Origin of the sequence: Pedobacter psychrodurus, from assembly GCF_004331735.1 — a bacterium.
GTDB lineage: Bacteria > Bacteroidota > Bacteroidia > Sphingobacteriales > Sphingobacteriaceae > Pedobacter > Pedobacter psychrodurus.
Genome location: NZ_SJSO01000014.1, coordinates 37,865 through 63,491 on the forward strand (window position 1 = coordinate 37,865; position 25,627 = coordinate 63,491).

Annotated in this window: 18 protein-coding genes; 13 read left to right on the forward strand and 5 right to left on the reverse strand. The window is 38.0% G+C overall.

Annotated features, from left to right (window positions below; translation table 11 throughout):
• Positions 1–54: 54 nt before the first annotated feature.
• Entirely contained in the window at positions 55–1,098 is a 1,044-nt protein-coding gene (locus EZ456_RS16190; protein WP_131531877.1) for an NAD(P)-dependent alcohol dehydrogenase, read from the reverse strand.
• Positions 1,099–1,511: 413 nt separating this feature from the next.
• Here EZ456_RS16190 and pyrE point away from each other — a divergent pair, with 413 nt between their 5' ends.
• From pyrE to EZ456_RS16225, 7 genes are all read left to right on the forward strand, one after another.
• Positions 1,512–2,177: an orotate phosphoribosyltransferase gene (pyrE, locus tag EZ456_RS16195; RefSeq protein ID WP_131531879.1), complete on the forward strand. Its 666-nt coding sequence runs from the start codon at positions 1,512–1,514 to the stop codon at positions 2,175–2,177.
• Positions 2,178–2,215: 38 nt separating this feature from the next.
• Complete coding sequence (locus EZ456_RS16200; RefSeq protein ID WP_131531881.1) at positions 2,216–2,614, forward strand: SRPBCC family protein; 399 nt, start codon at positions 2,216–2,218, stop codon at positions 2,612–2,614.
• 142 nt (positions 2,615–2,756) lie between these two features.
• Positions 2,757–5,432, forward strand: coding sequence for a glycoside hydrolase family 78 protein (locus EZ456_RS16205; RefSeq protein WP_131531882.1), 2,676 nt, complete (start codon positions 2,757–2,759; stop codon positions 5,430–5,432).
• A 621-nt stretch (positions 5,433–6,053) separates the two neighbouring features.
• A complete protein-coding gene (gene clpB / locus EZ456_RS16210; RefSeq protein WP_131531883.1) occupies positions 6,054–8,654 on the forward strand; it encodes an ATP-dependent chaperone ClpB in 2,601 nt (866 codons plus the stop codon).
• A 148-nt stretch (positions 8,655–8,802) separates the two neighbouring features.
• The gene (locus EZ456_RS16215) at positions 8,803–9,456 is read left to right on the forward strand and encodes a hypothetical protein (protein WP_131531885.1); all 654 of its coding nucleotides are present in this window, start codon (positions 8,803–8,805) and stop codon (positions 9,454–9,456) included.
• An 11-nt stretch (positions 9,457–9,467) separates the two neighbouring features.
• Positions 9,468–9,833 (forward strand): hypothetical protein, encoded by a 366-nt coding sequence (locus EZ456_RS16220; RefSeq protein WP_131531887.1) that lies wholly within the window; start codon positions 9,468–9,470, stop codon positions 9,831–9,833.
• A 154-nt stretch (positions 9,834–9,987) separates the two neighbouring features.
• Positions 9,988–10,623 (forward strand): outer membrane beta-barrel protein, encoded by a 636-nt coding sequence (locus EZ456_RS16225; RefSeq protein WP_165501352.1) that lies wholly within the window; start codon positions 9,988–9,990, stop codon positions 10,621–10,623.
• A gap of 51 nt (positions 10,624–10,674) precedes the next feature.
• On the opposite strand, the gene EZ456_RS16230 is transcribed toward EZ456_RS16225, so the two are convergent.
• Positions 10,675–11,877 carry an MFS transporter gene (locus EZ456_RS16230; RefSeq protein ID WP_131531891.1) on the reverse strand — a complete coding sequence of 401 codons (1,203 nt, stop codon included), beginning with the start codon at positions 11,875–11,877 and terminating at the stop codon, positions 10,675–10,677.
• A 102-nt stretch (positions 11,878–11,979) separates the two neighbouring features.
• Between EZ456_RS16230 and EZ456_RS16235 the strand changes: the two genes are divergently transcribed.
• Complete coding sequence (locus EZ456_RS16235) at positions 11,980–12,537, forward strand: NADPH-dependent FMN reductase (protein WP_131531893.1); 558 nt, start codon at positions 11,980–11,982, stop codon at positions 12,535–12,537.
• Between the two features lie 318 nt (positions 12,538–12,855).
• Positions 12,856–13,458, forward strand: a complete 603-nt coding sequence (locus EZ456_RS16240) for an outer membrane beta-barrel protein (protein WP_131531895.1) — start codon at positions 12,856–12,858, stop codon at positions 13,456–13,458.
• 81 nt (positions 13,459–13,539) lie between these two features.
• Here the strand turns inward: EZ456_RS16240 and EZ456_RS16245 are convergent, their stop codons facing one another.
• Entirely contained in the window at positions 13,540–15,192 is a 1,653-nt protein-coding gene (locus tag EZ456_RS16245; protein WP_131531897.1) for a M28 family metallopeptidase, read from the reverse strand.
• A gap of 75 nt (positions 15,193–15,267) precedes the next feature.
• The gene (locus EZ456_RS16250; RefSeq protein WP_131531899.1) at positions 15,268–18,048 is read right to left on the reverse strand and encodes a S8 family peptidase; all 2,781 of its coding nucleotides are present in this window, start codon (positions 18,046–18,048) and stop codon (positions 15,268–15,270) included.
• Between the two features lie 167 nt (positions 18,049–18,215).
• On the opposite strand from EZ456_RS16250, the gene EZ456_RS16255 reads away from it, so the two are divergent.
• Complete coding sequence (locus EZ456_RS16255) at positions 18,216–19,052, forward strand: M57 family metalloprotease (RefSeq protein WP_131531901.1); 837 nt, start codon at positions 18,216–18,218, stop codon at positions 19,050–19,052.
• Positions 19,053–19,764: 712 nt separating this feature from the next.
• Here EZ456_RS16255 and EZ456_RS16260 read toward each other — a convergent pair.
• Positions 19,765–22,272 carry a S9 family peptidase gene (locus EZ456_RS16260; protein ID WP_131531903.1) on the reverse strand — a complete coding sequence of 836 codons (2,508 nt, stop codon included), beginning with the start codon at positions 22,270–22,272 and terminating at the stop codon, positions 19,765–19,767.
• Between the two features lie 176 nt (positions 22,273–22,448).
• Here EZ456_RS16260 and EZ456_RS16265 point away from each other — a divergent pair, with 176 nt between their 5' ends.
• The 3 genes from EZ456_RS16265 (at position 22,449) to EZ456_RS16275 (ending at position 25,552) form a co-directional block, all read left to right on the forward strand.
• Positions 22,449–23,327, forward strand: coding sequence for a polysaccharide deacetylase family protein (locus tag EZ456_RS16265; protein WP_131531905.1), 879 nt, complete (start codon positions 22,449–22,451; stop codon positions 23,325–23,327).
• 26 nt (positions 23,328–23,353) lie between these two features.
• Positions 23,354–24,217 (forward strand): polysaccharide deacetylase family protein, encoded by an 864-nt coding sequence (locus tag EZ456_RS16270; protein ID WP_131531907.1) that lies wholly within the window; start codon positions 23,354–23,356, stop codon positions 24,215–24,217.
• Positions 24,218–24,379: 162 nt separating this feature from the next.
• Positions 24,380–25,552, forward strand: coding sequence for a DUF3298 and DUF4163 domain-containing protein (locus EZ456_RS16275; protein ID WP_131531909.1), 1,173 nt, complete (start codon positions 24,380–24,382; stop codon positions 25,550–25,552).
• Positions 25,553–25,627 lie beyond the last annotated feature (75 nt).

Here is a 25,627-nt window from a genome sequence, read left to right on the forward strand (position 1 = left end):
ACCTTTATTTTCGGCCTCTAAACCCCTATTCTTAACCGCAATATGATTTTATATCTAAAGCGTAGCCATATCAATCACGAAGCGGTAACGCACATCACCTTTTTCCATACGCTCGTAGGCATGGTGGATGTCTTTCATATCGATCATTTCGATGTCAGATACGATATTGTTCTCCGCACAGAAATCTAACATTTCCTGAGTTTCGGCAATACCTCCAATACCAGATCCGGCAAGACTTTTTCTACCACCAAGTAAACTAAAAGCCGCAATTTCTGCTGGTTTAGGCGGAACACCTACGCAAATGTGTATACCATTTGTTCTCAATAAAGAAAGATACATGTTAAAATCATGTTCAGCAGATACGGTATCCAATATAAAATCGAAGGTACCCCTTGCTGCTTTAACCTGCGCAGGATCGGTAGTTACCACAAAATGGTGGGCACCAAGTTTTTTGGCATCTTCTTCTTTTTTTGGTGAAGTACTCAATACCGTTACCTCGGCACCAAAAGCTACACCGAATTTCACAGCCATATGGCCTAAACCGCCTAAACCAAGTACCGCTAGTTTATGACCTTTTCCTACTTTCCAGTGTTTTAAGGGAGAATAAGTGGTGATACCTGCACATAAAAGCGGTGCTACAGCAGCAAGATTTAATTTATCTGATACATGAAGTACAAATTCTTCTCTTACTATAATCGAATCTGAGTATCCACCATAAGTTGGTGTTTTACCATCTCTTTCTAAACCATTGTATGTCTGCGTATTTCCTTCTAAACAATATTGTTCTAAATCTTGCTTACAGTTTTCACAAACCTGACACGAATCTACCATACAACCTGTACCCGCAAGATCACCTACCTTAAATTTCTTAACGTGATCTCCAACCTTTACTACCCTACCCACAATTTCGTGACCAGGAACCATTGGGAATATTCCCGGAAACCAATCGTTTTTTATCTGGTGCAGATCTGAGTGGCAAACCCCACAGAAAAGTATCTCAAACTGAACATCATGAGGTCCTACTTCCCGGCGCTCAAAATTCCAGGGTGCAAGATCTGTTTCGGCATTTTGTGCCGCATATCCTTTTGTTGCTATCATAAAAATTTAAATTTATTTTACCATAACAAATGTAAACAGCGGTTTGTTAACAACAATTACATAAATCAAATAAATCATTGCAAAATTCAAACAATCCCTACCATTTAAAAGAAATTTCAAAGACGCACTTTAAACAAAAACAATCATTTACAGCTACAGAATTAGTAAGCATAGAAACTTAGCAACACCAATATGCATTTACATTCTCTTAGATTTTTAGCCCTCACCATTCTTTATCGTACTGATTTACAAGGAGTGACAAGAAATAGCTTTTACCATCCATCAAAATTTTCGATATTTGTAGCATTTGAGAGTCGAAATAAATTCAAATTCCGACATTTTTTCTCCTCACCAAAACAAGTGGGGCTTAATAAACGTTATGACAAACACAAATAAATCTGTAATTTTGAGCCATGTATAATAAAAGTGATATTGAATTAAAGGTAGCGGAATTTTTATTACAGATAAAAGCAATCAAATTACAACCAAATAATCCTTTTACTTGGGCATCTGGTTGGAAATCGCCGATTTATTGCGACAACAGAATTACCCTTTCCCACCCTCAGGTTAGAACTTACATCCGTCAAAAACTTGCGCAGGCCATACAAGAAGAGTTTGGTTCGGTAGATGTTATTGCGGGTGTTGCAACTGCTGGAATCCCTCAAGGTGTATTAGTAGCTCAAGAACTTGGTTTACCTTTTATCTATGTAAGAGCGAAGGCTAAAGAACATGGCACCGGAAGTTTAATTGAAGGCGAAGTAGTAGAAGGTCAGCGTGTGGTGGTTATCGAAGATTTAATTTCTACCGGAAAAAGCAGTTTACAAGCAGTTGAAGCATTAAGAGCTGCAGGTTTATCGGTAGCTGGTTTAGCGGCAATTTTCACTTACGGTTTCGAAAAAGCAGACGAAAATTTCGCAGCTGCAAAATGCCGTTACTTAACCTTATCAAGCTACGGCGCATTAATCGACTATGCTGCCGAGCACAGTATTATTGCCAAAAGTGATATGGAATTATTAAGTAAATGGCGTTTAAATCCTTCAGAATGGGGACAGGGACAGGTTTTGAGTCCGGAGTCTTAAGTTTTGATTAAAAAACAAAAATCTATAAAAAATATATAATGACTGTTATTGAAAGCGCAGTAGAGGTGAATAAGCCAGCTACAGAGGTTTATGCATTTCTATCCAATATGAACAATCATCAGCAACTGATGCCAGAAAATATCTATAACTGGGAATCTACTGAAGATGATGCACGGTTTACCATCCAGAATATGGCAAAATTGGCCATTAAAATTTCGAGCCGTATCGAAAATCAAGAAATAACAGCAATTCCTAGTGAAAAAGCACCTTTCGATGTAGAGTTAAAGTGGACTGTAGCCGATAACGGAAACGGAACAACTACAGCTAAACACATTATCTCAGCAGATTTGAATATGATGATGAAAATGTTGGCATCTGGACCACTACAAAAATTGGCCGATCACCAAACAGAAAAATTGAAAGAGATATTAGGATAATTAATGGTGATTACACAGATTTAATTGATTCCAAAGATAATGAGACGAGTTAAACCTCGTCTTTTTTTATGCGTAAAATTCCATTGTGGTTCTTTTATCAGCATTTTATTTTAATACCTTAGTTTCTGAATAACCTTAAACTATGAACCTCAGATTTCTACAGGTAACTGCTTTATTTTTTGCCCTTGCTCCTATTTCCAAAGGGTTCGCTCAATCGATTACAGCCTTAAAAACCGAATATTTGGTTAATCCGATTGGCTTAGACAATCCAAATCCGCGTTTTACCTGGCAAATGAACGATGCCAGCCAAGGCGCTAAACAAACAGCCTACCGTGTTCTGGTAGATACCGATTCGGCCTCGCTTATTAAGGCTGAGGCAAAACTTTGGAATACAGGTTGGATAGCTTCAGAAAAAAATCTGATCGTTTATTCGGGTCAATCACTAAAACCTTTTACTAAATATTATTGGAGGGTTGATATTGTCGACGGGAACAAAAAGAAATCAGACAAAATTCGTATCGCCAGCTTTGAAACCGGGATGATGAAAATGGAGAATTGGCAGGGCGCATGGATTTCGGATAACGAGAATACCAAACTTAAACCCGCACCCTATTTCCGGAATACCTTTACCACAACTAAAAAAATCAGATCGGCCAGGGCGTACATTACTGCAGCCGGCTTGTACGAACTCTCTATCAATGGCAAAAAAATCGGTAACCACCGCATGGATCCGATGTACACCCGTTTTGATAGACGAACCTTATACGTTACCTATGATGTAACCAATGCCATCAGCAAAGGTAAAAATGCTATTGGCGTATTGCTGGGAAATGGATGGTATAACCACCAATCAACCGCAGTTTGGGATTTCGATCGTGCCCCATGGCGCAACAGGCCAACTTTTTGTCTTGATGTGCGCATTACTTACGAGGATGGAACAACCGCAACCATTAAATCGGGTAAAGAATGGAAAACAGCATTAAGTCCGATTATTTTTAATAGCATTTATACCGCTGAGCATTATGATGCCCGCCTTGAAAAAGTAGGCTGGAACACGCCAAATTTCAACGATACAGATTGGAAAAATGTGATTTACCGCTCAGCACCGTCTAAAAATATTGTTGCACAGGCCATGCACCCTATCCGTAATGTTGAAGAAATAGCCAGCAAAAGTTTAAGAAAATTTAATGATACCACATACCTGTTCGATTTGGGCAGAAATATTTCGGGGGTAAGCAAAATCACAGTAAGCGGTCCAGCTGGCACTGTTATTAAACTGAAACATGGCGAGCGTTTATATACCAATGGGCACGTGGATATCTCGAATATTGATGCCCATTACCGCCCAACCGATAATACCGATCCTTTCCAAACTGACATCCTGATTTTAAACGGAAAAGGGGCACAAAGTTTTATGCCACACTTTAATTATAAGGGCTTTCAATATGTAGAAGTGAGCAGCTCTACTCCCATTCAATTAAAAAAAGAAGATCTGGTAGGCTGTTTTATGCATAGTGATGTGCCGGTTGTTGGAGATGTTAAATCTTCAGAACCCATCATCAATAAAATCTATTACGCCACCAATAATTCTTACCTATCGAATCTTTTTGGCTACCCTACAGATTGTCCACAAAGAGAGAAAAACGGATGGACAGGCGACGCACAGATTGCCATAGAAACAGGTCTTTATGGCTTTGACGGCATTACCATTTACGAAAAATGGCTCGCCGATCACCGCGATGAACAACAACCCAATGGTGTTTTACCTTCCATTATCCCTACCGATGGCTGGGGCTACGAGTGGGGCAATGGACCCGATTGGACCAGTACAATTGCTATTATCCCATGGAATGTTTACCTGTTTTACGGCGACAAAAAATTGCTTGCCGATTGTTACGAAAATATCAGAAAATATGTAAACCACATTGACGAAACCTATCCAACAGGTTTAACCACATGGGGTTTGGGTGATTGGATTCCGGTGAAATCAAAATCACCTGTCGAACTTACCTCTACCTGTTATTACTATGCCGATGTGCTTATTTTAGCCAAAGCAGCAAAAATTTTAGGTAAAAACGATGATTATGAAAAGTACATAGCGTTAGCTAAAAAAATTAAAGATGCTTTTAATAGCAAGTACTTAAATAAAGAAAAAGGAATTTATGCTTCTGGTGTACAGACCGAAATGAGCGTTCCACTTTATTGGAAAATTGTTCCGGAAGAATCAATTGCTTTAGTTGCCGAAAATTTAGCCAAACGTGTAGAAGCTGATGGTTTCCACTTAGATGTTGGATTATTGGGTACCAAAGCCATTTTAAATGCGCTGAGTGAAAATGGTTACAGCAACATTGCCTACAAAGTTGCCGCTCAAAAAAGCTATCCAAGCTGGGGTTGGTGGATGGAAAATGGAGCCACTACCCTATACGAAAACTGGCCTATTGATGCAAAATCGGATATTTCAATGAACCACATTATGTTTGGAGAAATTGGTGCCTGGTTATACAAATCGCCAGGCGGCATTAAGCCGGATGAAAAACAGCCTGGCTTTAAGCATGTAATATTAGATCCGCACATTGTGGAAGGTCTGGATTCTTTCGAAGCCAGCCATATTGGCCCATACGGAAAGATTACTAGTGCATGGAAAAAAGTTGACAACGGGATTAGATACGACATCACTATTCCTGCTAATTCAACGGCTACTATTAACCTGCCACTTACGCGTGACATGGTTAATTATGTAAATGGTAAGATAAACAACATTGGAAAAATAGATTTAGCGGCTGGTAAATATGTAATTGAACATAAAGCCCGAAAATAATCCAGTTCCCGAGATACCGTCATTGCGAGAAGGCTTTTTCAGCCGACGAAGCAATCTTACAACAATCGCTACTAGCGTGCGCTTTAAGATTGCTTCGTTCCTCGCAATGACGCCTCTTTTATTGAATCCTGTCGATGATAGGCACGAACAATCTTTAAGCGATAGATTACTGATTTCATTGATTAATATTACTTCAAAGTCTATGTATTGTAAAGATTCTTCACTGCGTTCAGAATGACACCAATGATCTTCCATAGGGATTGATCGCATTAATCCGCTCTACAAACTGTGCAGGTTTTGAATACGTTTAGTTTTAAGACCACAGACCTAGGTTAAATAAACCTGATAAAGCGGAAAGCCCACAGCGCAGCGAGGACTTGGAGCGATAGCAGGACTGCTCTAACCGACATGGGCTGAACCCTGATTTTCAAAATAAGATTAACTACATAGATCACCATGCATTTTAAAAACCTGTGAGGTTTAAAGTTCAAAACACGACAAATTTTCAGTATAATTAACTATAAATCAGTAATTTAGTCATTAATAACAAAATCTTACCGACAAAATTTCCGATTGTAAAATCAAAATTACTATGGCATTTGTTTTGACCTTAAAGGGAATATGAACTTCAACAATTTTACTATAAAAGCCCAGGAAGCAGTTCAACAGGCTTCTGAAATAGCCCAGGGCAATCAGCAACAGGCTATTGAAACGGCACACCTGCTTAAAGGTTTGCTTACTGTTGATGAAAACGTGGTTTCTTATGTGTTAAAGAAATTAAACGTCAACCTAAATTCACTCAATCAAAATCTAGATGCAGAGATTGCCAGGTTCCCGAAAGTGAGCGGAAGCAATGTCTATCTGTCATCTAATGCCAATAGCGCCTTGCAGAAAGCGCAAACATTTTTAAAAGAGTTTAAAGATGAATTTGTATCTGTTGAACATCTATTATTAGGCATCTTAGCCATTAACGATAGCACTTCGAAACTGTTAAAAGAACAGGGTGTTAACGAAAAAGACCTTAAAAAAGCCATTGTAGAATTACGTGGTGATAACCGCGTAACCGATCAAAATGCGGAAGCAACTTATCAGGCTTTAAGCAAATATGCAAGGAATTTAAACGAATATGCCGAGAGCGGAAAATTGGATCCGGTGATCGGTCGCGATGAAGAAATCCGTCGCGTCATCCAGATTTTATCACGTAGAACCAAGAACAACCCTATTTTAATTGGTGAGCCAGGTGTGGGTAAAACGGCCATTGCTGAGGGCATTGCTTTCAGGATTATAAAAGGAGATGTGCCAGAAAACCTTAAAAGCAAAGTAGTTTATTCGCTTGATATGGGATCGCTTATTGCGGGTGCAAAATATAAAGGTGAGTTTGAAGAACGCTTAAAAGCCGTGGTTAAAGAAGTTACACAGAGTGATGGAGAAATCGTATTGTTTATTGATGAGATCCACACGTTAGTTGGTGCTGGTGGTGGCGAGGGTGCAATGGATGCGGCGAACATCTTAAAACCTGCCCTAGCCCGCGGAGAGTTACGTGCCATTGGTGCAACAACCTTAGATGAGTACCAAAAATATTTGGAAAAAGATAAAGCATTAGAGCGTCGTTTTCAAAAGGTTATGGTAGAAGAACCTGATACCCAGGATGCGATTTCAATTCTTCGTGGATTAAAAGAACGCTACGAAACACACCATAAGGTAAGGATTAAAGATGAGGCGATTATAGCCGCAGTAGAAATGAGCCAGCGCTATATTGCCGACCGTTTCTTACCAGATAAAGCCATCGATTTAATGGATGAGGCCGCTTCGAAATTGCGTATGGAGATGGATAGCGTTCCTGAAAACGTTGATGCTTTAGACCGTGAAATTATGCGTTTAGAAATTGAACGCGAAGCCATTAAACGCGAAAAAGACGATAGAAAGGTTAAAGAACTTTCAGAAGATATCGCTAATCTATCAGCAGAGCGCGATCAATTGAAAGCCAAATGGCAAGGTGAAAAAGATCTGGTGGATGCGGTAAATAACGAGCTAGAGCAGATTGAGCACTACAAATTAGAAGCAGAACAAGCAGAACGCGCAGGCGATTATGGTAAAGTGGCCGAAATCCGTTATGGAAAAATTAAGGAAACACAAGATAAAGTTGAGCAACTGAAAGCCGATTTAGAAAGCCAGCAAAGCGATAGCCGTATGCTTAAAGAAGAAGTTACTGCCGATGACATTGCAGGTGTAGTAGGCCGCTGGACAGGCATTCCGGTTACCAAACTGATTGCCAGCGAGCGTGAAAAGTTACTTCATTTAGAAGAAGAATTACACCAGCGTGTGGCCGGTCAGGATGAAGCAATTGAAGCCATTTCTGATGCCATCCGTCGCTCTCGCGCAGGCTTGCAGGATAAACGCAAACCAATTGGCTCTTTCATCTTTCTGGGAACAACCGGAGTAGGTAAAACAGAGCTGGCGAAAGCCCTGGCCGAATTTTTATTCAACGATGAAAATGCTTTAACACGTATCGATATGAGTGAATACCAGGAGCGCCATGCGGTTTCGCGTTTAATTGGGGCGCCTCCAGGATATGTTGGTTATGATGAAGGGGGACAGTTAACTGAAGCCGTTAGACGTAAACCTTATTCAGTGATATTGCTTGATGAGATTGAAAAAGCACACCCTGATGTATTTAATATCCTTTTACAGGTGTTAGATGATGGCCGTTTAACTGATAACAAAGGCAGAACGGTGAATTTTAAAAACACGATCATCATCATGACTTCTAATATTGGGGCACATTTAATTCAAGATAATTTTAAAGATTTAAGTGATGAAAACCGCGATGAGGTAATTGCCAAAACCAAAAACGAACTGTTTGAAGTATTGAAACAAACCATTCGTCCGGAGTTTTTGAACAGGATTGATGAGCTCATTATGTTTACCCCGTTAAACCGCAGCGAAATCAGAAATATAGTAAGCTTACAGTTTAAACATGTACAGCAAACATTGGCTGAAATGGGTATAGAAATGGATGCCAGTGATGAAGCTTTAGATTGGTTGGCACAATTGGGTTACGATCCACAATTTGGTGCCAGACCGTTAAAAAGGGTCATTCAAAAAAGAATCTTAAACGAGTTGTCGAAAGAGATATTGGCGGGTAAGATAGATAAAGACAGCAAAATTAAGTTGGATATGTTCGATCATAACTTTGTGTTCCTGAACCAAAACGCTGGTTAATACATTCCAGATTAAATCCCACAGATTAATTTCTGTGGGATTTTTTGTTTAAAATGCCCTCATTAAAAGTAACTAACATGATAGTTCATTTTCTTGTTTTTTGTTTCAATAATGATTATTATTGATTACACACAAAAACACAAATAAAATGAAACCTAAATTAATCATCATGGCGCTGTTATGCGCCGTCAGTTGGCATTGCTATGCCCAAACTGAAAAGGGAACCGGCTTTGCTGGTTTGAGCCTAAGTTTTGGAACTTCAAAACAAAACAATTCATCACCAAGCCTAAATACCTTTACCGTTACACCTAGAGGAGGCTACTTTTTGGCCAATAATTTTGCCATAGGTCTGGAGATCCCTTTAAATCTTTCCAAACTACGCGGCGAAAGCTATATCTCTTGGGACGAAGAAGATGGAAGATACGAGGACCGCTATGGTCCCAAAGAATTTAGCTTCGGCATATCTCCTTTCATACGGAAATATGTGGATGTTAAAAATCGGTTTAAGTTTTTTGCCCAGGCTAATTTGCTGCTCCAAATTAACACATTCAATAGGATTGACGATGAAGGTTACCTCATCCGTACCGATGCACGGGCAAAAGGCTTAGGAGCAAGTTTAACTCCAGGTTTTACTTATATCCTCTCTAACGATTCTAGTATCGACTTTTCGTTTCCCATTTTAAGTTTCTTTCATCAAAATTATTATGCTGAAGAATCGTTGTACAACTTCGATAAGAAAAATAACTTGCGGTTAGCGCTCGATAACTTTACCCCTACTTTTACGATCAATATTCACTTCTAATTTTACATCTCATGAAAAATATATTCAGCAAAATTTTAATCATCACAGGCATAAGCTTGTTAGTTCTTTTAAGCTTTTCCAATCAAGCAAATGCTCAACGCTTTCGTGGTAAAATAGAATATTACAGCAGTGTATTCCCTTCTGAGGATGGAAAGATTAAATCTATTAATGGTACTAAAATTGAATATTATAATTCGGTTTTTAAATCGGAAGATGGAAAAATTAAATCGATTGGTAATATCAAATTTGAGTACAATAACAGTGGTTCTCAAAAAAGCGATGTTAAGATAAAATCAATCCTTAATGAAAATGATGATTCCGAATCGGAAGATGCATTAGACACCTATTACTTTATTGAAAGACTCAATTGTCAATAATTTACAACATAATAAACAGTTGAATCCAGGCTAATATTTAGTCTGGTTTTTTTTATTACTGACAATCAAATAATTAACATAAAAATAACTAAGAACATAGTTTTATGTCGTTTTTTTATTTTATCATTGGATACACAAAAAAACACAAATGAAAATGAAAAAACAATTATTAATTACCGCTATGGCGGTGGGTATCTCCCTATGCGGTTTCGCGCAAACAAAAGGAACAAACGCTTTAAGCTTCGGCGTTAATACTACTACAAACAAAAGTAGCGGAAACAATTACGAAATCAAATCAAAAAACAACTCTTTTACGCTTGGTTATGGATTTTTCTTTAAAGATAATGATAAGATTGGCTTAGATTTAATCTATGGATTAACTAAAAATTCCTCTGGAAATGACAGCCACCAAGAGCAAAAAAGTTACGGCGGAAACCTAAGTTACCAACACTACTTTCCACTTGTAAAAACCTTGTTTGCTTATGCAGGTGGAAAAGCTGGCTACACCTATTCTAAAAACAATAATTTATACAACAACACTTACCCTCAGGTAACGAATTTTACCTCAAATCAATACGCTATAGGAGCCTATGGTGGTATTACCTGGTTTGTATCAAAAAGATTCGCCTTAGAAACAAGTTTATTATCAGCAGATATTGTTTACAATAAAACAGAACAAAATGAAATAAATGCCAATAACTATTTTACTAAAAACGAATATACCTCATTCAATTTAAGCAGCCAAGGATTCATCAACAACCTTGGTTTTAAGATTTACATACTATTTTAATCCCTCAACAATAAGCTTTTGGCCCATCCCTTTAAAAAGGATGGGCCCTTTTTATTTCTTCTTTGTTTCAATATTTGGCAAAAACCCGGTTAATAAACCTATCAAAGGCAGAAACGCACAAACATTAAATACATATTCGATACTGGTAGAATCAGCTAGTTTTCCCAATAAAGCCGAGCCAATGCCGCCCATGCCAAAGGCGAAACCAAAAAACAATCCAGCAACCAAACCCACTTTTCCAGGAATCAACTCCTGTGCATAAACCAGAATTGCGGAGAATGCTGATGCCAAAATCATCCCGATAGGAATAATGAGCACGCCTACCCAAAACAGATTGGCATGCGGCAACAACAGCGCAAATGGAGCAGTACCCAATATCGATGTCCAGATTACATATTTCCGTCCTATTTTATCGCCTATTGGTCCGCCCAGTAACGTTCCGGCAGCTACCGAAAATAAAAACACAAATAAATAGATCTGTGAGGTTTGCACTGAAACATGGAATTTATCGATCAGATAAAAGGTAAAATAATTGGTTAAACTTGCCATGTAAAAATATTTGGAGAAGATCAGCAGCAATAGAATACATACCGAGAAGATTACCTTCCCCCTCGAAAATTGATTAACCACCGTTTGTATATTAATCTTTTTACTTCTTGACAGCATAAAGCCTCTATACCAATTACCTACATAGGTTAAAATAATAATAGCCAAAAGTGCAATAACCGAAAACCAGATCACGCTGAACTGCCCGTACGGAACAATAATCCAGGCAGCCAATAATGGACCTAAAGAACTCCCTGCATTGCCGCCCAACTGAAAAACAGATTGAGCCAATCCCCTCTTTCCGCCAGATGCGGCGTGCGCCATACGTGAAGCTTCGGGATGAAATATAGAAGAGCCAATGCCAATAAAACATACAGAAAGCAGTATGGTATAAAAATGTGTCGATTGTGAAAGTGAAATCAACCCGATCAGCGTAAAACCCATACCTACCGCCAAAGAATATGGCTGAGGCTTTTTATCGGTATATAAACCCACAAAAGGTTGTAGCAGTGATGCAGCCAACTGAAAGGTTAATGTAATTAGGCCGATCTGCGAAAAACTTAAATGATAACTGGTTTTAATGATGGGGTAAATGGCAGGGATTAATGATTGTATCGTATCGTTAAGCAGGTGCGAAAAACTTAGAGCGAAAAGTATCGGAAAAACGGTTTTTTCAATAATAGAAGTGGTCGTGCTATTCTCAGTCATAAAGGTAAATTATACCGTCAAAAATAGCAATTATAAATTTTTAACTACATCGGTTGTCCTTGCAAAAACCAAACATTTTTGTAAAGCTTTGGTTTTATAGCTATGGAAAAGAACAGAAAAATTGTTGGCTTATGCGGAAGTTTAAGAAAGGGATCGTACAATGCCATGCTGCTTAAAGTTGCAGGCAGTTTAGTCCCCGAAGATATTCAGTTCGAAACAGTGGCTTTTGATGACGTTCCCATTTATAATGCAGACCTCGACTTGCCTGAAACTGAAGAGAGGCCTGCGAGCGTAACAAAATTCAGAGATGTCCTCGCCACTGCTGATGCTTTTATTATTGTTTCTCCTGAATATAATTATTCTATTCCTGGTGGATTAAAAAATGCTATTGATTGGGCAAGCCGAGGAAAAGATTCGCCCTTAATGCATAAACCAGTTGCCTTAATGGGCGCAACACAGGGAATGTGGGGAACGGTTAGAATGCAAACAGCATTTTTGCCTGTTTTTACATTCCTGAATATGAATCCGGTTTTACAACCAGAAGTTTTAGTTGCGCAGGCTCAAAATAAATTCGACACTGAAGGAAATCTAATCGACGAGAGAACCACCGGTATCATAAAAAAGAAAATAGAAAATTTAATTTCCGCTTGCAAAGTTTAATTCAAAAAAACAACAAGCCCTCATTAAAACCTGCCATTTTTGACATTTTAAATTCTGACATTTATACAAAAAAAGTCAGATTGTCAATCTGTCATGCCTCAAAAATTAATCGGTCGATTAATTTTTAGTCATACGAAAATAATATTGACTTAACATTAATTTTATATCTGTTTATCAATTAGGCAGTTGACCAAAAACTGATTTTTTGATGACTTAGACAAAGTTTTCTGGCACAAGTGTTGACTTTTAGGCAAATATAGTCAGACATTAAAATAATAAAATTGACTATGTTTTAATAACAAATAAATAATAAAAAAGATGAAAAAACTATTATTATCTTTAGTAGCAGTAGCAGGTTTAGTTTACGGTGCACAAGCACAAACTGAAAAAGGAAATTTTATGTTAGGTGGTAACGTAGGTGTTAATTCTACAAAAGTAGATGGCGCTCCTAAGGCAGATTTCAGCTTTAGCGTATTACCAAGTGTTGGTTATTTTATCAGCAACAATTTTGCAATTGGTACTGGTGTTGGTTACGAATACGATAAAAAAGTAAGCAACAAAACTCAAGAAGGCACTTTTAAAGTTGCTCCTTTCGGACGTTACTATATTGGTTTATCTGATCAATTCAAATTCTTCGGACAATTATCTGTGCCATTGGCATTTGGTGAGTTAAAAGCAACTGATGCAAACGGCGATAATGCAGTTAAATTGGGTACTACTACTAAAATCGGTGTGGAACTTGCTCCAGGTTTTGCATTTTTCCCAACAAAAAGAATCGGTATCGAACTTTCGGTTAAAGGTTTAAGTTATGAAAACTATACTTTAAAAGCTGAAGGTACTGGCGCTAAATTAAAAACAAACACTTTTGGTTTAAATGCTGATACTTTCGCACCAAGATTAGGTGTACAGTTCTACTTTTAATTAAATTCTCCCTTAAGGGAACTTAATAAAATGACTTTTTTTCAAAGAGCGTCCCGGTTTACCATCGGGACGCTTTTTGTTTTACTTCTTTTCTCTGATGGCTTTAAATTCAGATCCATCTTTCCATTTTGGATATGAATCTTCATTGCTGATGCGGTAACCCATATCAAAAAGCATCCGAACATCTTCTATAATGCCCGATAAATCCCATGTTTTGGCATCGAAATTATCCTGTGGTGAATGGTAACGGAATTTTGTAAAATCGGCTACCTGTTTTAATCCCCACTCCCTGCCGTTTTTGATATTATCTACACCCGAACCTGTAAACAGTGAGGGTACACCAACCTTAGCCAGATTAAAATGATCTGAACGGTAATACAAGCCTGATGATGGAACAGGATCTGGCACAATTACCCTCCCCTGCTTTTTAGCCGCCGCTGCAGCATAATCTTCCAGTTCTGACTGTCCAAAGCCATACACCACAATATCTTTAGTTTTACCCGCCATGCCCATCATATCCATATTGATATTGGCGACCGTTTTAGCCAATGGAAAAGTTGGGTGTTTGGCATAATACTCAGAACCCAAAAGGCCCTGCTCTTCAGCGGTATAAGAAATAAACAAAATGGTACGTTCAAGCGCTTTAGGCAACTTTTTAAAGGCTGAAGCAATTTCGAATAAAGAAGCTACGCCAGTTGCATTATCAACCGCTCCGTTGTAAATAGAATCGCCCTGTATTTTCTCTCCCACACCTAAATGATCCCAATGTGCCGAATAAATAATAGCTTCATCTTTACGTTTATCGCCTGGTATTTTAGCCAGCACATTATAGGTAACAGATTTTTTGATGGTATTTTTAACTTTGAGTGAGGTAGTGATATTTAAATCGACAGCTTTAAAGCCTTTTTTACGGGCACTTAAAGCCAACTCATCAAATGATTTCCCATCCATTGCAAACAGCTGTTTTGCCTTATCTAAAGTAATCCAGCCTTCTACCACAGTCCTACTCATTCCATTGTCTTCGCTTTGTAGTGTAAGTTTAGATTTCGACCAGCCACTGCGCACAACTGTCCAAGGATAGGCTGCAGGTTCAGTATCGTGCACAATGATAATCCCTGTAGCGCCCTGTCTTGCAGCTTCTTCAAACTTATACGTCCATCTGCCGTAGTAAGTCATGTTTTTGCCTTTAAATAAGGTCGAATCGGCAAAGCCTGGATCATTAATCAGCACCACAACCGTTTTCCCCTTTACATCTAGGTTTGCATAGTCGTTCCAACCGTATTCGGGTGCAACGATGCCATAACCAGCAAAAACCAGTGGAGAGTTACTCATGCTTACTTCATCTTGCACACGGCGCGTGCCAGCCACAAAATCGGTTAAATAATTGAGTGTTAAGGAAGCCGTTTTTCCTTTTAGCACCATTTTATCTTCCGGCACAGATTTAATCTCGACCATAGGCACCTCTTGAAAGAAACTATCTCCATTGCCTGGCTGCAGGCCCAATTTTTCGAACTGGGTTTTTAGATAATTAATGGTTTTGGTTTCTCCATTGGTAAAAGGTTTTCGTCCTTCTAAACTATCAGCAGCAATTACCGATAGATATTGGGTTAAACTCGAATCGTTAATGGCTTTTATGGCTAAAGAATCAGCACCGGCATCAGTGCTTTTTACGCCCTGCTTACAAGCACCTAAAAAAAGAAGTACACAGCCCGAGAATAGTATGAATTTTTTCATCAAAATATTTTGTTTTTAATAGATGTTATATCATTTTCTGAAAAATACGAAGAAATTGGGGAAAGATGTGAATAGTTATTGCTTGATCAGCTTAAATTTCTTTAACTGCTGCCCGTTTTTATTAATCACCCCTACATAAATACCCGTTGATAATGTATTGAGCAAAAAACGGTTCGAGCTTGTGGCCTTTTCTTCAAAAACCTTCTGTCCTAATATGTTAAAGATAGATAGGTTATAATCTTCGAATGATCCGCTCAGAATTGTTAAATAATCAGCTACGGGATTAGGGAAGAAAGAAAATTCATTCTCTTTAAGAAACACTACCGACACCAGATCGCTCTGCACCTGGCCATTCGCAGTTTCGAAAGTAACGCGGTAAAACTGGATTCCAGCTTTTGGCTTTTCATCGAAAACGGCATAATCGAGTTGATTCTGAACCGGTTTGGTCTGCTGTAAAGCCGTGAAAGTATTAACACCTGTCTGTTTTTCCCAAATGATATTCTTTAAATCTAAGGTGCTTCCAATGTTCAGATCAAGCCTTATCCGGTTATCATCGGCTACTGATGCAAATAAATTCTTTACATAACAGGCAATCCCCTGTTGTGTATAATCGATGGTATAACTTTTCAGGCCGGTAAAACCTGCACCATTTGCCGCTACGGCAAAATATTTACTATTAATTTTGGTTATATCAAGCTTAACTAGGGTATCAGCAAGGGTTAAAACCGGAGAAAGGATATTATCCACTACATTATATAGTGTATAATCTTTTGCGCCAGGTTGTGGATTCCAGTTTAACACAATTCCATCTTTGCATACATATCCAACTTTTAATGCTCTTGGATTAGAAATAATAAAAGATTGGCTCACTATTACATTTCCCTCTACCTCCATTTTTATCATTGCTTTAGCAAACAAATCTGGAGTATTCCAATTGTAAAAACCTTTGCTTAAATCGATCCCAGAAGCAATTGATTTCCATGTAATACCTTCATCATAACTCACTGATAAGTTTCCGGTTTTACTTGTGTAGGTATTATCCCACCGGATGTAGTTATCTTCATTTGCAAAAAAGTATTCGTTTTTTTCAGGACTGATGAAAGAAAAAGTGTTTTTGAAGATATAACGATAAGCCAGTGCAAAACGCTGGTTATTGCCTTGTGAAATCCTATTACCATTAACATGGATACTGTAAGCACCAGCAGAGGGGTTATCAAGTGTAACCTGCTGAACGGTATTGATAACATCTGCTTTACGCACAGCTGGCTTTGAGAGGGAATCTAAATGAGGAAAACTGCTTAACACCCATGGCAGCGTTAAATTTCCACCAGAATTTTCGAGACTTAAATCCAATCCATTAACTAAACTTTGTGCTGCATTTACAACTGCAGGAGGATCGTTCCAGGTAATGGTAAGTTTAACTTCAGCTACATTAGTTGGAATAGCTAAAGGAATAACCAAATCCTGATTTTTAGCCACATCATAAATAGAAACCCGGTTTTCATCTAAAGTTTTTAATGCTTGGGCTACATTGAGTTTTCCATATCCGTACACAAAATCAACCTGTGGTGCACCCAAATCATCAGCCGAATTAATCACTGTTGCTCTGATTAGTGAAGCAGAAGGTACTTTTTTATATTTCTGCTGATAAAACTGTTCTAACAAAGCGATTGATCCACTGGTAATTGCTGCAGAGCCGGATGTTCCATCTTCGCCAAGCGCAACAAGTTCCGGTTTTACACGACCATCGTAGGCAGGGCCTTTGCTACTCAGATTTTCAGAAATGTTTTCTCTGTTGATCCCACCTATTACCAATAAATTTTTGGCCTGTTTAAAATTGCCCGTTAAATTGGCACGAGCGGTCATACCTTGATAAAACCCTACAGAAGGTGTAGCTGTTCCCTTATTTCCTGCAGAAAAAACATGGATCAAAGTATCAGTTTCAAAGATCTGTTTATCGTATGCAGCAGCTTCAATTCCATAATCGTTATCGATATCGGTACCGTACGAATGATTTTGAACTTTAATCTGAAGTCGATTTAAATCAGTAACCAAATCAGGCATGAGGTTAGAAAAATCAGAATATGCCAATTTAGCTTTAGGTGCAGCGCCTAAACCGCGGATAAATGAATTGCCGTTTCCTAATGCCAAAGTGGCCATAATGGTGGCGTGAGTGGTTGGTGTTTTGCCAATATTAGCGCCAGGCAACGTTTTCCCCAGCAGATCAAGATCGGTTGCCTCGTACATGCCTTCTTTAAAAGAAACATTTATTCCTGTACCATCGATACTAGGAAAGAGGTTACGGGCATTAGAAATTTGGTTTAAGCCCAGGTCGATGCCATTAATTACCACTTCCTCCTTAGCAACAGGTAAAACATCGGCGTATAAAATATCCTCCAGCTCCAATATCAACATTAAATCAGCCGGCAAAATATAAACCGTGATCATGTTATTGATGTGATCTATTGATTTTACGCTTAGGTTTTTAGTTGCACCTGGCAGTGCATTTATATTTTTAAAGGATAACCTAACCAGAATGGAATCGTTCTTTTTTGTGACCTTAGCAAGCACTTTGATTAACCGATCGCTAGCCTTCCATAGTCCGTTAGCCTGTTCTTGATAAATTATACGATTAGAGAGGTTGGAAACAGCCGATTTTTCGACAATAAAATAATCGCCGGCAAGCTTCTTTTTAGGGTTCAATAATTGAATTTCGGTAGCTGTTAGTGTTCGATTGAAACGAACCAAAATAATCCCTTTGTCACTTAATTTTTGGGAATTGCCGGTTTTTGAAATATATTTTTCAAAATATTTTTCTATTCCAGCAGGTTGTACTTGTGCGTTTAAACTAAACACAGACAGACAAAAACATATAACTAAAACTACAGTAGCGACTCTCAATAATTATTTTATTATAAAATTTTGTTTACATCATATATCTTCCCTAAATTAGGATTTATAAGGTAATCCACAAATTTTATTAACTAACTTATTCAACCTAAACTAATTTAATTCCAAGTAAGATGAAAACAACAAAATTTTTATCGATTGCAGCAGTATGCTTTTTACTCACCAACCTATACTCTTGTAAGAGTAATAATACAGAAAACGCAGTAGAAAGCAAGACTGAAATTTCAGCAGACAAATTATCACAGATTAAATCTCTAGGCTTTAGCACCGACAATATCCGTAAGATAGATGAAGGTTATTTAGTTGAGGGAGATATTCTCTTAACTGATGATAATTTAGCTGAGCCTTCTACTGGTGCAAATTTAAACATTGCTGAAACTGAACAGTACCGAACCACAAACCTAGTTAAATCTTTACCACGTGTAATTACAGTGTCGGTAACCAATTTACCTCAGGTATATAGCGATGCAGTAAACACTATGATTTCGAGATATAACTCGTTGGGTTTACGTATTACTTTCCAAAGGGCCAGCGCCGGAACAACCGGCAACATTAACGTTGTTGGCTTTAACGAAGGTCCAAGTGGTGGCTTTATTACCTTGGGCTCTGCAGGTTTCCCTACTTCTTCAGGTCAGCCTTTTAACCAGATCAGAATGAACACCAATGCAGCAGCCTATGGCGCTAATCCTAATTTATTGTATCTAGCTTCTGTTATCCAGCATGAAGTTGGCCATTGCATCGGTTTCCGCCATACGGATTATATGAACCGTGCCTTTAGCTGTGGTGCAAGTGGCGCAGGCAACGAAGGTGCATCAAATGTTGGTGCTGTTAGAATACCAGGAACTCCTTCTGCTCCTGATGCGGCTTCATTTATGTTAGCCTGTTCTAATGGTGGTAATCGTACTTTCAATGCAAATGATGTAATCGCCGTAAATTACCTTTACAAATAAAAAACAACCCCCAAAGGATTACCTTAACAGATCAGAAGCCCCGATAATTCGGGGCTTTTTTGTTTATATCAGACCTTAAATAAGTAATATTAACAACAAAATGGTTTGTGAGGACACAAACCATGGCGAAAGGAGGAAAAACTTTACAATAGAACGGTTTGAATTTGGAACACAACCCTAAATTACCCAAACCTGATAGCGCCAAATAGCTCCCGATTTAAGGAAACATTTGTTATTTAAGCGCTTTTAAAATCGGGACTATTGGCAATAGCAGGGCTGAAATAACCGAAGAATTACAGAACCCTGCTTTCCAAAAAAAAATCATCAGAAACATAAACACTAACAAGAAAGATTGCCACGGCTAATGGAGGATTAGCCTCGCAATGACGAATTATATTGATAGGCAATAGCAAAACTGTCCTATCCGAAGAACTGCCAAACCCTGCTTTCCAAACAACAACTAACAAAACATTAAAATGGTTTGTGAGGACACAAACCACGGCAAGGACCAAAAAAAATTGCCACAGCTAATGAAGTATTAGCCTTATAATGACAGTTTATCGTTATAAAAAATGGCCTGCGTTTCCACAAGCCACAATTAATCTTTAAAATGGTTCGTGAGAACACCAACCATGGCTACTAGTTTTTACCAACAAATGGGTACAGATACAAATCCTGATCTGTGTTCATCCTTTTTCATCTGTGGTTAAAATTACTTTCCGTTCTGTTCGATATCTCTGTCCATCTCTACCAGATCAACATCACTTGGTTCAGAAAAATCGCCAATTAAGTATTTATTAAAATGATCCGCCAGTTTCCAGAAAGCATACTCTGTCATATCGCCAAAACCATGGCGCTGACCTGGAATAATTAAGAAATCGAAACGTTTACCAGCTTTCATTAATGCATTGGCCACACGGATTGAGTTTGCCGGATGCACATTGTTATCTACATCACCGTGCATCAATAACAAATGCCCTTTCAGGTTTTTCGCTAAATCAGGATTTTTATCAATGCTATATTTAAATGAGGTATCGCCTTTTAATGAAATGGTTTCTTTTACACCATGGTGTTTTTCGCTCCACCAGCGGTTGTAAATGCTGTTATCGTGGTTTCCTGCATTCGAAACCGCAGCTTTAAAGAAATCAGGATAAACCAACATGGCTGCTGTAGACATAAAGCCACCACCAGAATGACCAGTAATACCCACCTTAGATTCGTCGATGTACGAATATTTCGCTGCCAACTGCTCAATAGCCGTTTTTTTATCCGCCAAACCGTAATCGCGCAAATTGCCATAACCATAAGTATGGTACCATTTTGATCGTGAAGGATTTCCGCCACGGTTACCTACGGTAATTACGATGTAACCAAATTGAGCTAAACGCTCGGTACGATCCATACTTTTACTGAAAGCTTTGTTTACAGCTTCCGTTTGTGGGCCCGGGTAAACATATTCGATAATCGGATATTTTTTATTCGGATCGAAATTGAAAGGTTTGTACATTACACCATACAGATCAGTTATTCCATCATCTGCTTTTACTTTGAAAGGTTCAGGAAATTTGTAACCCGCTGTCATCAGCAATGAAAGATCTGCAGTTTCAAGATCCATCACTTTTTTTCCAGTTCCGTCATAAAGCGTCGCTTTTGGCGCAGTGTTTACCCTCGAATAATTATCAACAAAGAAAGTATTGTTATCATTCATATTTGCCGCATGGTCAAAATCACCTGCATTTAACAATTTTAGATTCGAGCCATCAAAATTGATGCTGTATAAATGTAAGTAGTAAGGATCTTCTTTACCTTCCCTGCCATTTGCCGTAAAATAAAGGATACGTTTTTTCTCATCGATATTCACGATACTCTCACAGTGAAAAGCACCTTTGGTAATCTGGTTTTTCAGCTTCCCATTTCCATCAAAAAGATAAAAATGTGCCCAACCATCGCGTTCACTCCAATGGATCAGTTCTTTACCATCGTTTACCAAACCCGGACGGTTAACCTCAACATAAGTATTAAAACGCTCGTCGATTAAAGGCGTAACTTTTCCACTGGCAATTTCAACAGTACCAATGTCAATACGTTTTAAATCCCGACTGGTGCGAGAAAAATAGAACTTGCTATCGTTACCCAACCAAATAGATGGGCGGAATTCATTATCACGATCTTTATTAAGGGATGGTTTGCTCCAAACAGAAACACTTTGATCTTTAAATGCGGCAACACTTAATTTTTTATAAGATTTTGCAGCGAAATCAAATAACAGCACTTCATCTTGCGGGGCTTCAGCCTCTCCAGGCATTTGATATTTATAGGTTTCTAAAGTTGGGCGACCAGGTGTAACACTATTAATTACCCAAAGATCTTTAACCTTACGTGAATCGGTTCTATCCAATACAAAATATTTCGAATTCGGCGACCAGAGTACATAAGCGCCACGGCGTTTTTTATTGTTTTTTTCGTTCTCTACGTTGTTCTCGCCATCGCCATCACTTCCGTAGGAATAGAATTTAACACCATCTTTAGTGAGCTGATGCTCAACAATGGTGCTATCATCTTCATTTTTGACCGCTTTTTTGTAGTTGTCTTTATCCATCCAATACAGGTTGTAATTGCGGGAGAAGATAATAGCCGACGAATCGGGTGCTACTGATCCCCATGATGGTTTTGGTTTTGGCTTACTGAAGTTTGGCACCTCAGTTAATTTTGCACTGGCCAGTTCGTATTTGAAAGAAAATATTTTCTTCTGCATAGAATCTGCAGCTTTTTTATCTTTTCTATCCTTTTTAAGCTCATCTACACTGCTTTTGATTTCAAAAGAAAGACTTTTTTCATCTGCGGCAAATTTTAGGTTTTCGAGTGGTAAATGTTCGGCATCGAAAGGATCGCGAACAATCAGGGTAATATCAGCTGCCAGTTTAGCATTATCAAACATGAGTTTTTTACTTTTTGATGCAGGATCTACCAGATACCAAAATTTTCCTTTTGGACTTTCGAAGGTATACCAGAAACGATTACTCAATTTTAGCCAATGTGGATCTACTGCAGTAGAATAAACCATTTTCTTCAACTTATTTGGCGAAAAACGCGATGCAAGCTGATAATTTGCCTTAGGCTGGGGCTGAATATTTTCGGTTAGGGTAAATGTTTTGTTTTGTGCGGCTACAGTTAAGGATAAAAACTGCGCACACAGCAGGAGTTTATAAAGTTTATTCATCAAAATTTGTTTGAGCCGCTAAATTATTTAATTAAAGGATATTAAGCAGGTTTTGATATGTAATAAATGCGATAGTTAGCGTAATTTCATGCAACTGAAATTAATTATTAACACAATTTATTTTGATGGATAAATAATTAATGGATTTTATAGTTTTGTAGCTATATATCCTAATAATGAAATACAGCTTTTTAACACTAATAACAGCCGGAGTAATCTTATTTGCCAGCTGCCAATCAAAATCTCAAACAGAAAATTCTGCCACTAAAGATTCTACTGCACAAACCAGCAATACTGCAGCGAGTACCGGAACACCAGTTGACGTTTCGAAGATTAAAGTTGCTGATGCTAAAACCATTTTAGCCAGAAAACAGGTTCCAATTTTATGCTACCACCAGGTAAGAAACTGGAAACCAACTGATGGTAAAGTAGGTAAAGATTATATTGTAGAAATCCAGAACTTTAAAGATCAGATGAAAATGTTGGCCGATAGCGGTTACCATACCATTTTACCAGATCAGCTTTACGCTTACCTGAACACTGGTGCAGCCCTACCAAGCAAACCCATTATGCTAACCTTTGACGATACTGACCTGGATCAGTTTACCATTGTACGCCCTACTTTAGATAAATTGGGTTATAAAGCAGTTTATTTCATCATGACCGTTTCGATCGGCAAAAAAGGCAAATTTGTAGATTACATGAGCAAAGAGCAGATTAAACAACTTTCTGATGAAGGAAATGTTATCGGCAGCCACACTTACGACCATAAGAATTTCAAGAAATATGCAGGTAAAGATTGGGAAGAGCAATTAGACAAACCAACTAAAAAACTGGAAGAAATTACGGGTAAAAAAATGACGGAATTTGCCTATCCCTTTGGTTTATGGAATGCAGAAGGTATTCCGGAGCTTAAAAAACGTGGTTTTAGAATGGCTTATCAATTATCAACCAAACGCGATGAAAAGGATCCATTGTTTACCATCCGTAGGATTATCGCCAGTGGTTATTGGTCGCCTAAAACTTTAAGTAACAGCATTAAAAACAGCTTTTAATTAGACGTACACGTTATTAAATGAATATGAAGAATTTTCTGCTCTTAGGTGCTGCTTCTACATTATTTTTAGCTTCGTGCCAATCATCTGATGCTTCAAAAGGAAAAACTGCTGCAAAAGCTGCTACTGAAGAAGTTAAAATAAATTCAGCAAATACGAAACCTGCCGATAACAAAACCATTTTGGTCCGCAGAGAGGTACCTGTTTTGTGTTACCATCAGATCAGAAACAATATTGCCAGTGACAGCAAAAGAGCGCATGACGACATTATTGCCCCTGATAAATTTAAAGACCACATGAAAATGCTGGCCGATAGCGGTTACCATTCCATTTTACCAGATCAGTTGTACAACTATCTGGTTTACGGTGCTAAATTACCTGAGAAGCCAATTATGATCACTTTTGATGATACGGATGAAGATCAATTTACCATTGGGAACACAACGTTGAAGAAACATGGCTTTAAAGGCGTTTATTTTATCATGACGGTATCAATCGGCAGAAAAGGGCGAATCAATTACATGACCAAAGAACAGATTAAACAATTATCTGACGAAGGAAATACGATTGCCAGCCATACCTACGATCACAAAAACTTTGCCCAGTTTACCGATGAGGACTGGACTACCCAAATTGATGCGCCAACTAAAAAACTGGAAGAAATTACAGGAAAAAAAGTGGAGTATTTCGCCTATCCCTATGGCGTTTTTAAATCATCAACCTTACATAAATTAAAAGAGCATGGATTTAAGGCCGCTTTTATTTTATCTACAGCACGGGATGAAAATTATCCGCTTTACACCATTAGAAGAATAATTGATCCGGGAAGATACACAGCAAAAAACTTATATTACAGCATAAACAAGAGCTTTAATAAAACAAAATCTTAGTAAAGAGGTTTAAAAGCTGGAAGGTTCGGAGGCAAGTTTAAAAGTTAGAAGGTTTGAATGTTGGAAGGTTAAGGTTATCGGATACAACTTTACAATACTAAGATTGGTTTGAACTTGAAGATTACCTACAACATTCAACTTTACTACATTAATTCCAACCCAATGAAATATTCTTTGTTTTGCATCCTTTTCGGATTATTAATCATATCGGCCTGTAACAACTCCAAAAAAAATGGAGCCAATAGCACTGAAATTACAGAAGATAGTACAGCGAATGTAAAGGCCGAACTTACCGAAAGTTTTTACAAGAGATTGGAAGGTACCATTGCGGGCAAAAAAGTAGTGATGCATTTGCAAAAGGTTGATGATGATGTAAGTGGCACTTATTATTATGACGGCTCGTGGCTTAATCTATCAACTGATACTTTAATTGGGAAAGATAGCATTGTACTTACTGAATATAGTTTTTATGAATCCTATTTTACTCAGGATTTTAAATCGCCACATTTAGCTTTAAAATGGAATGGAAATGGCTTTGATGGCAATTGGGAAAGTGGTGATAAAACCAAAAAATATTCTGTTACGCTAGCAGAAAAATATCCCGACGGAAGTTATCAGTTCAACGCAGGCATCTATAAAGATTCGGTCAAGGCATTTGCCAATCAACCAAAATCGCCCGCAGCAGAAATTAACTTTGAATACCTGGAAAGTAAAAACAATGATGAATATGGCATCTGGCTAAATTCGGAACTCAAAAAAATTTCAGGTGTAAAATCACAGGTCGATCGTTCAATCGGTTTTAAGAATATTGCTACAGCCTATTTTAAAGACTATAAAACACAGATTGCCGAGCAATCAAAAAATAGCCGGGGAGATGATTTCCAGGCATGGATGAACTACACCAACAACAGTCAGCAATCAGTGAGCTATAATGATAATGGTTATGTCGTAATCGATTTCCTGGCTGATGCCTATACTGGTGGCGCACATGGCAATTACAGCAGCACAATGTTTTGTTTAGATGTGAAGAACAAAAAGCAAATGGTTCTTAGTGATGTCATCAAAATAGATTCGAATACCTTACAAAGCATTTTAGAACGCAATCTTCGTAAAGCATATAACATTAAAGCTAAAGACGCGATAAGCACAGTATTATTTGATAACTTTTTAAAACCGAATAAGAATTTTTATTTCAATACCAATGGGATTGCTTTTATGTACAACCCTTACGAGGTAGCCAGTTATGCCCAGGGGCAGATTGTAGTATTTATTCCTTATTCGGATTTAAAGACTTATTTGGTGCCAGCCTTTGCACAGCGGATGAGTATTAAGTAATTATCAAAACACCTAATAATAAGCTACATAAGGTCTAATTTTAATTATTTGGAGAGCAATTATAGTTATCCTTCG

Coding starts and splice junctions, on each gene's coding strand:
- EZ456_RS16260 (WP_131531903.1), bottom strand. CDS start 22,272: ATGAATAAACTTTATAAACTCCTGCTGTGTGCGCAGTTTTTATCCTTA.
- EZ456_RS16275 (WP_131531909.1), top strand. CDS start 24,380: ATGAAATATTCTTTGTTTTGCATCCTTTTCGGATTATTAATCATATCG.
- EZ456_RS16240 (WP_131531895.1), top strand. CDS start 12,856: ATGAAAAAACTATTATTATCTTTAGTAGCAGTAGCAGGTTTAGTTTAC.
- EZ456_RS16245 (WP_131531897.1), bottom strand. CDS start 15,192: ATGAAAAAATTCATACTATTCTCGGGCTGTGTACTTCTTTTTTTAGGT.
- EZ456_RS16235 (WP_131531893.1), top strand. CDS start 11,980: ATGGAAAAGAACAGAAAAATTGTTGGCTTATGCGGAAGTTTAAGAAAG.
- EZ456_RS16205 (WP_131531882.1), top strand. CDS start 2,757: ATGAACCTCAGATTTCTACAGGTAACTGCTTTATTTTTTGCCCTTGCT.
- EZ456_RS16230 (WP_131531891.1), bottom strand. CDS start 11,877: ATGACTGAGAATAGCACGACCACTTCTATTATTGAAAAAACCGTTTTT.
- pyrE (WP_131531879.1), top strand. CDS start 1,512: ATGTATAATAAAAGTGATATTGAATTAAAGGTAGCGGAATTTTTATTA.
- EZ456_RS16200 (WP_131531881.1), top strand. CDS start 2,216: ATGACTGTTATTGAAAGCGCAGTAGAGGTGAATAAGCCAGCTACAGAG.
- EZ456_RS16215 (WP_131531885.1), top strand. CDS start 8,803: ATGAAACCTAAATTAATCATCATGGCGCTGTTATGCGCCGTCAGTTGG.
- EZ456_RS16225 (WP_165501352.1), top strand. CDS start 9,988: ATGAAAAAACAATTATTAATTACCGCTATGGCGGTGGGTATCTCCCTA.
- EZ456_RS16220 (WP_131531887.1), top strand. CDS start 9,468: ATGAAAAATATATTCAGCAAAATTTTAATCATCACAGGCATAAGCTTG.
- EZ456_RS16265 (WP_131531905.1), top strand. CDS start 22,449: ATGAAATACAGCTTTTTAACACTAATAACAGCCGGAGTAATCTTATTT.
- EZ456_RS16270 (WP_131531907.1), top strand. CDS start 23,354: ATGAAGAATTTTCTGCTCTTAGGTGCTGCTTCTACATTATTTTTAGCT.
- clpB (WP_131531883.1), top strand. CDS start 6,054: ATGAACTTCAACAATTTTACTATAAAAGCCCAGGAAGCAGTTCAACAG.
- EZ456_RS16255 (WP_131531901.1), top strand. CDS start 18,216: ATGAAAACAACAAAATTTTTATCGATTGCAGCAGTATGCTTTTTACTC.
- EZ456_RS16190 (WP_131531877.1), bottom strand. CDS start 1,098: ATGATAGCAACAAAAGGATATGCGGCACAAAATGCCGAAACAGATCTT.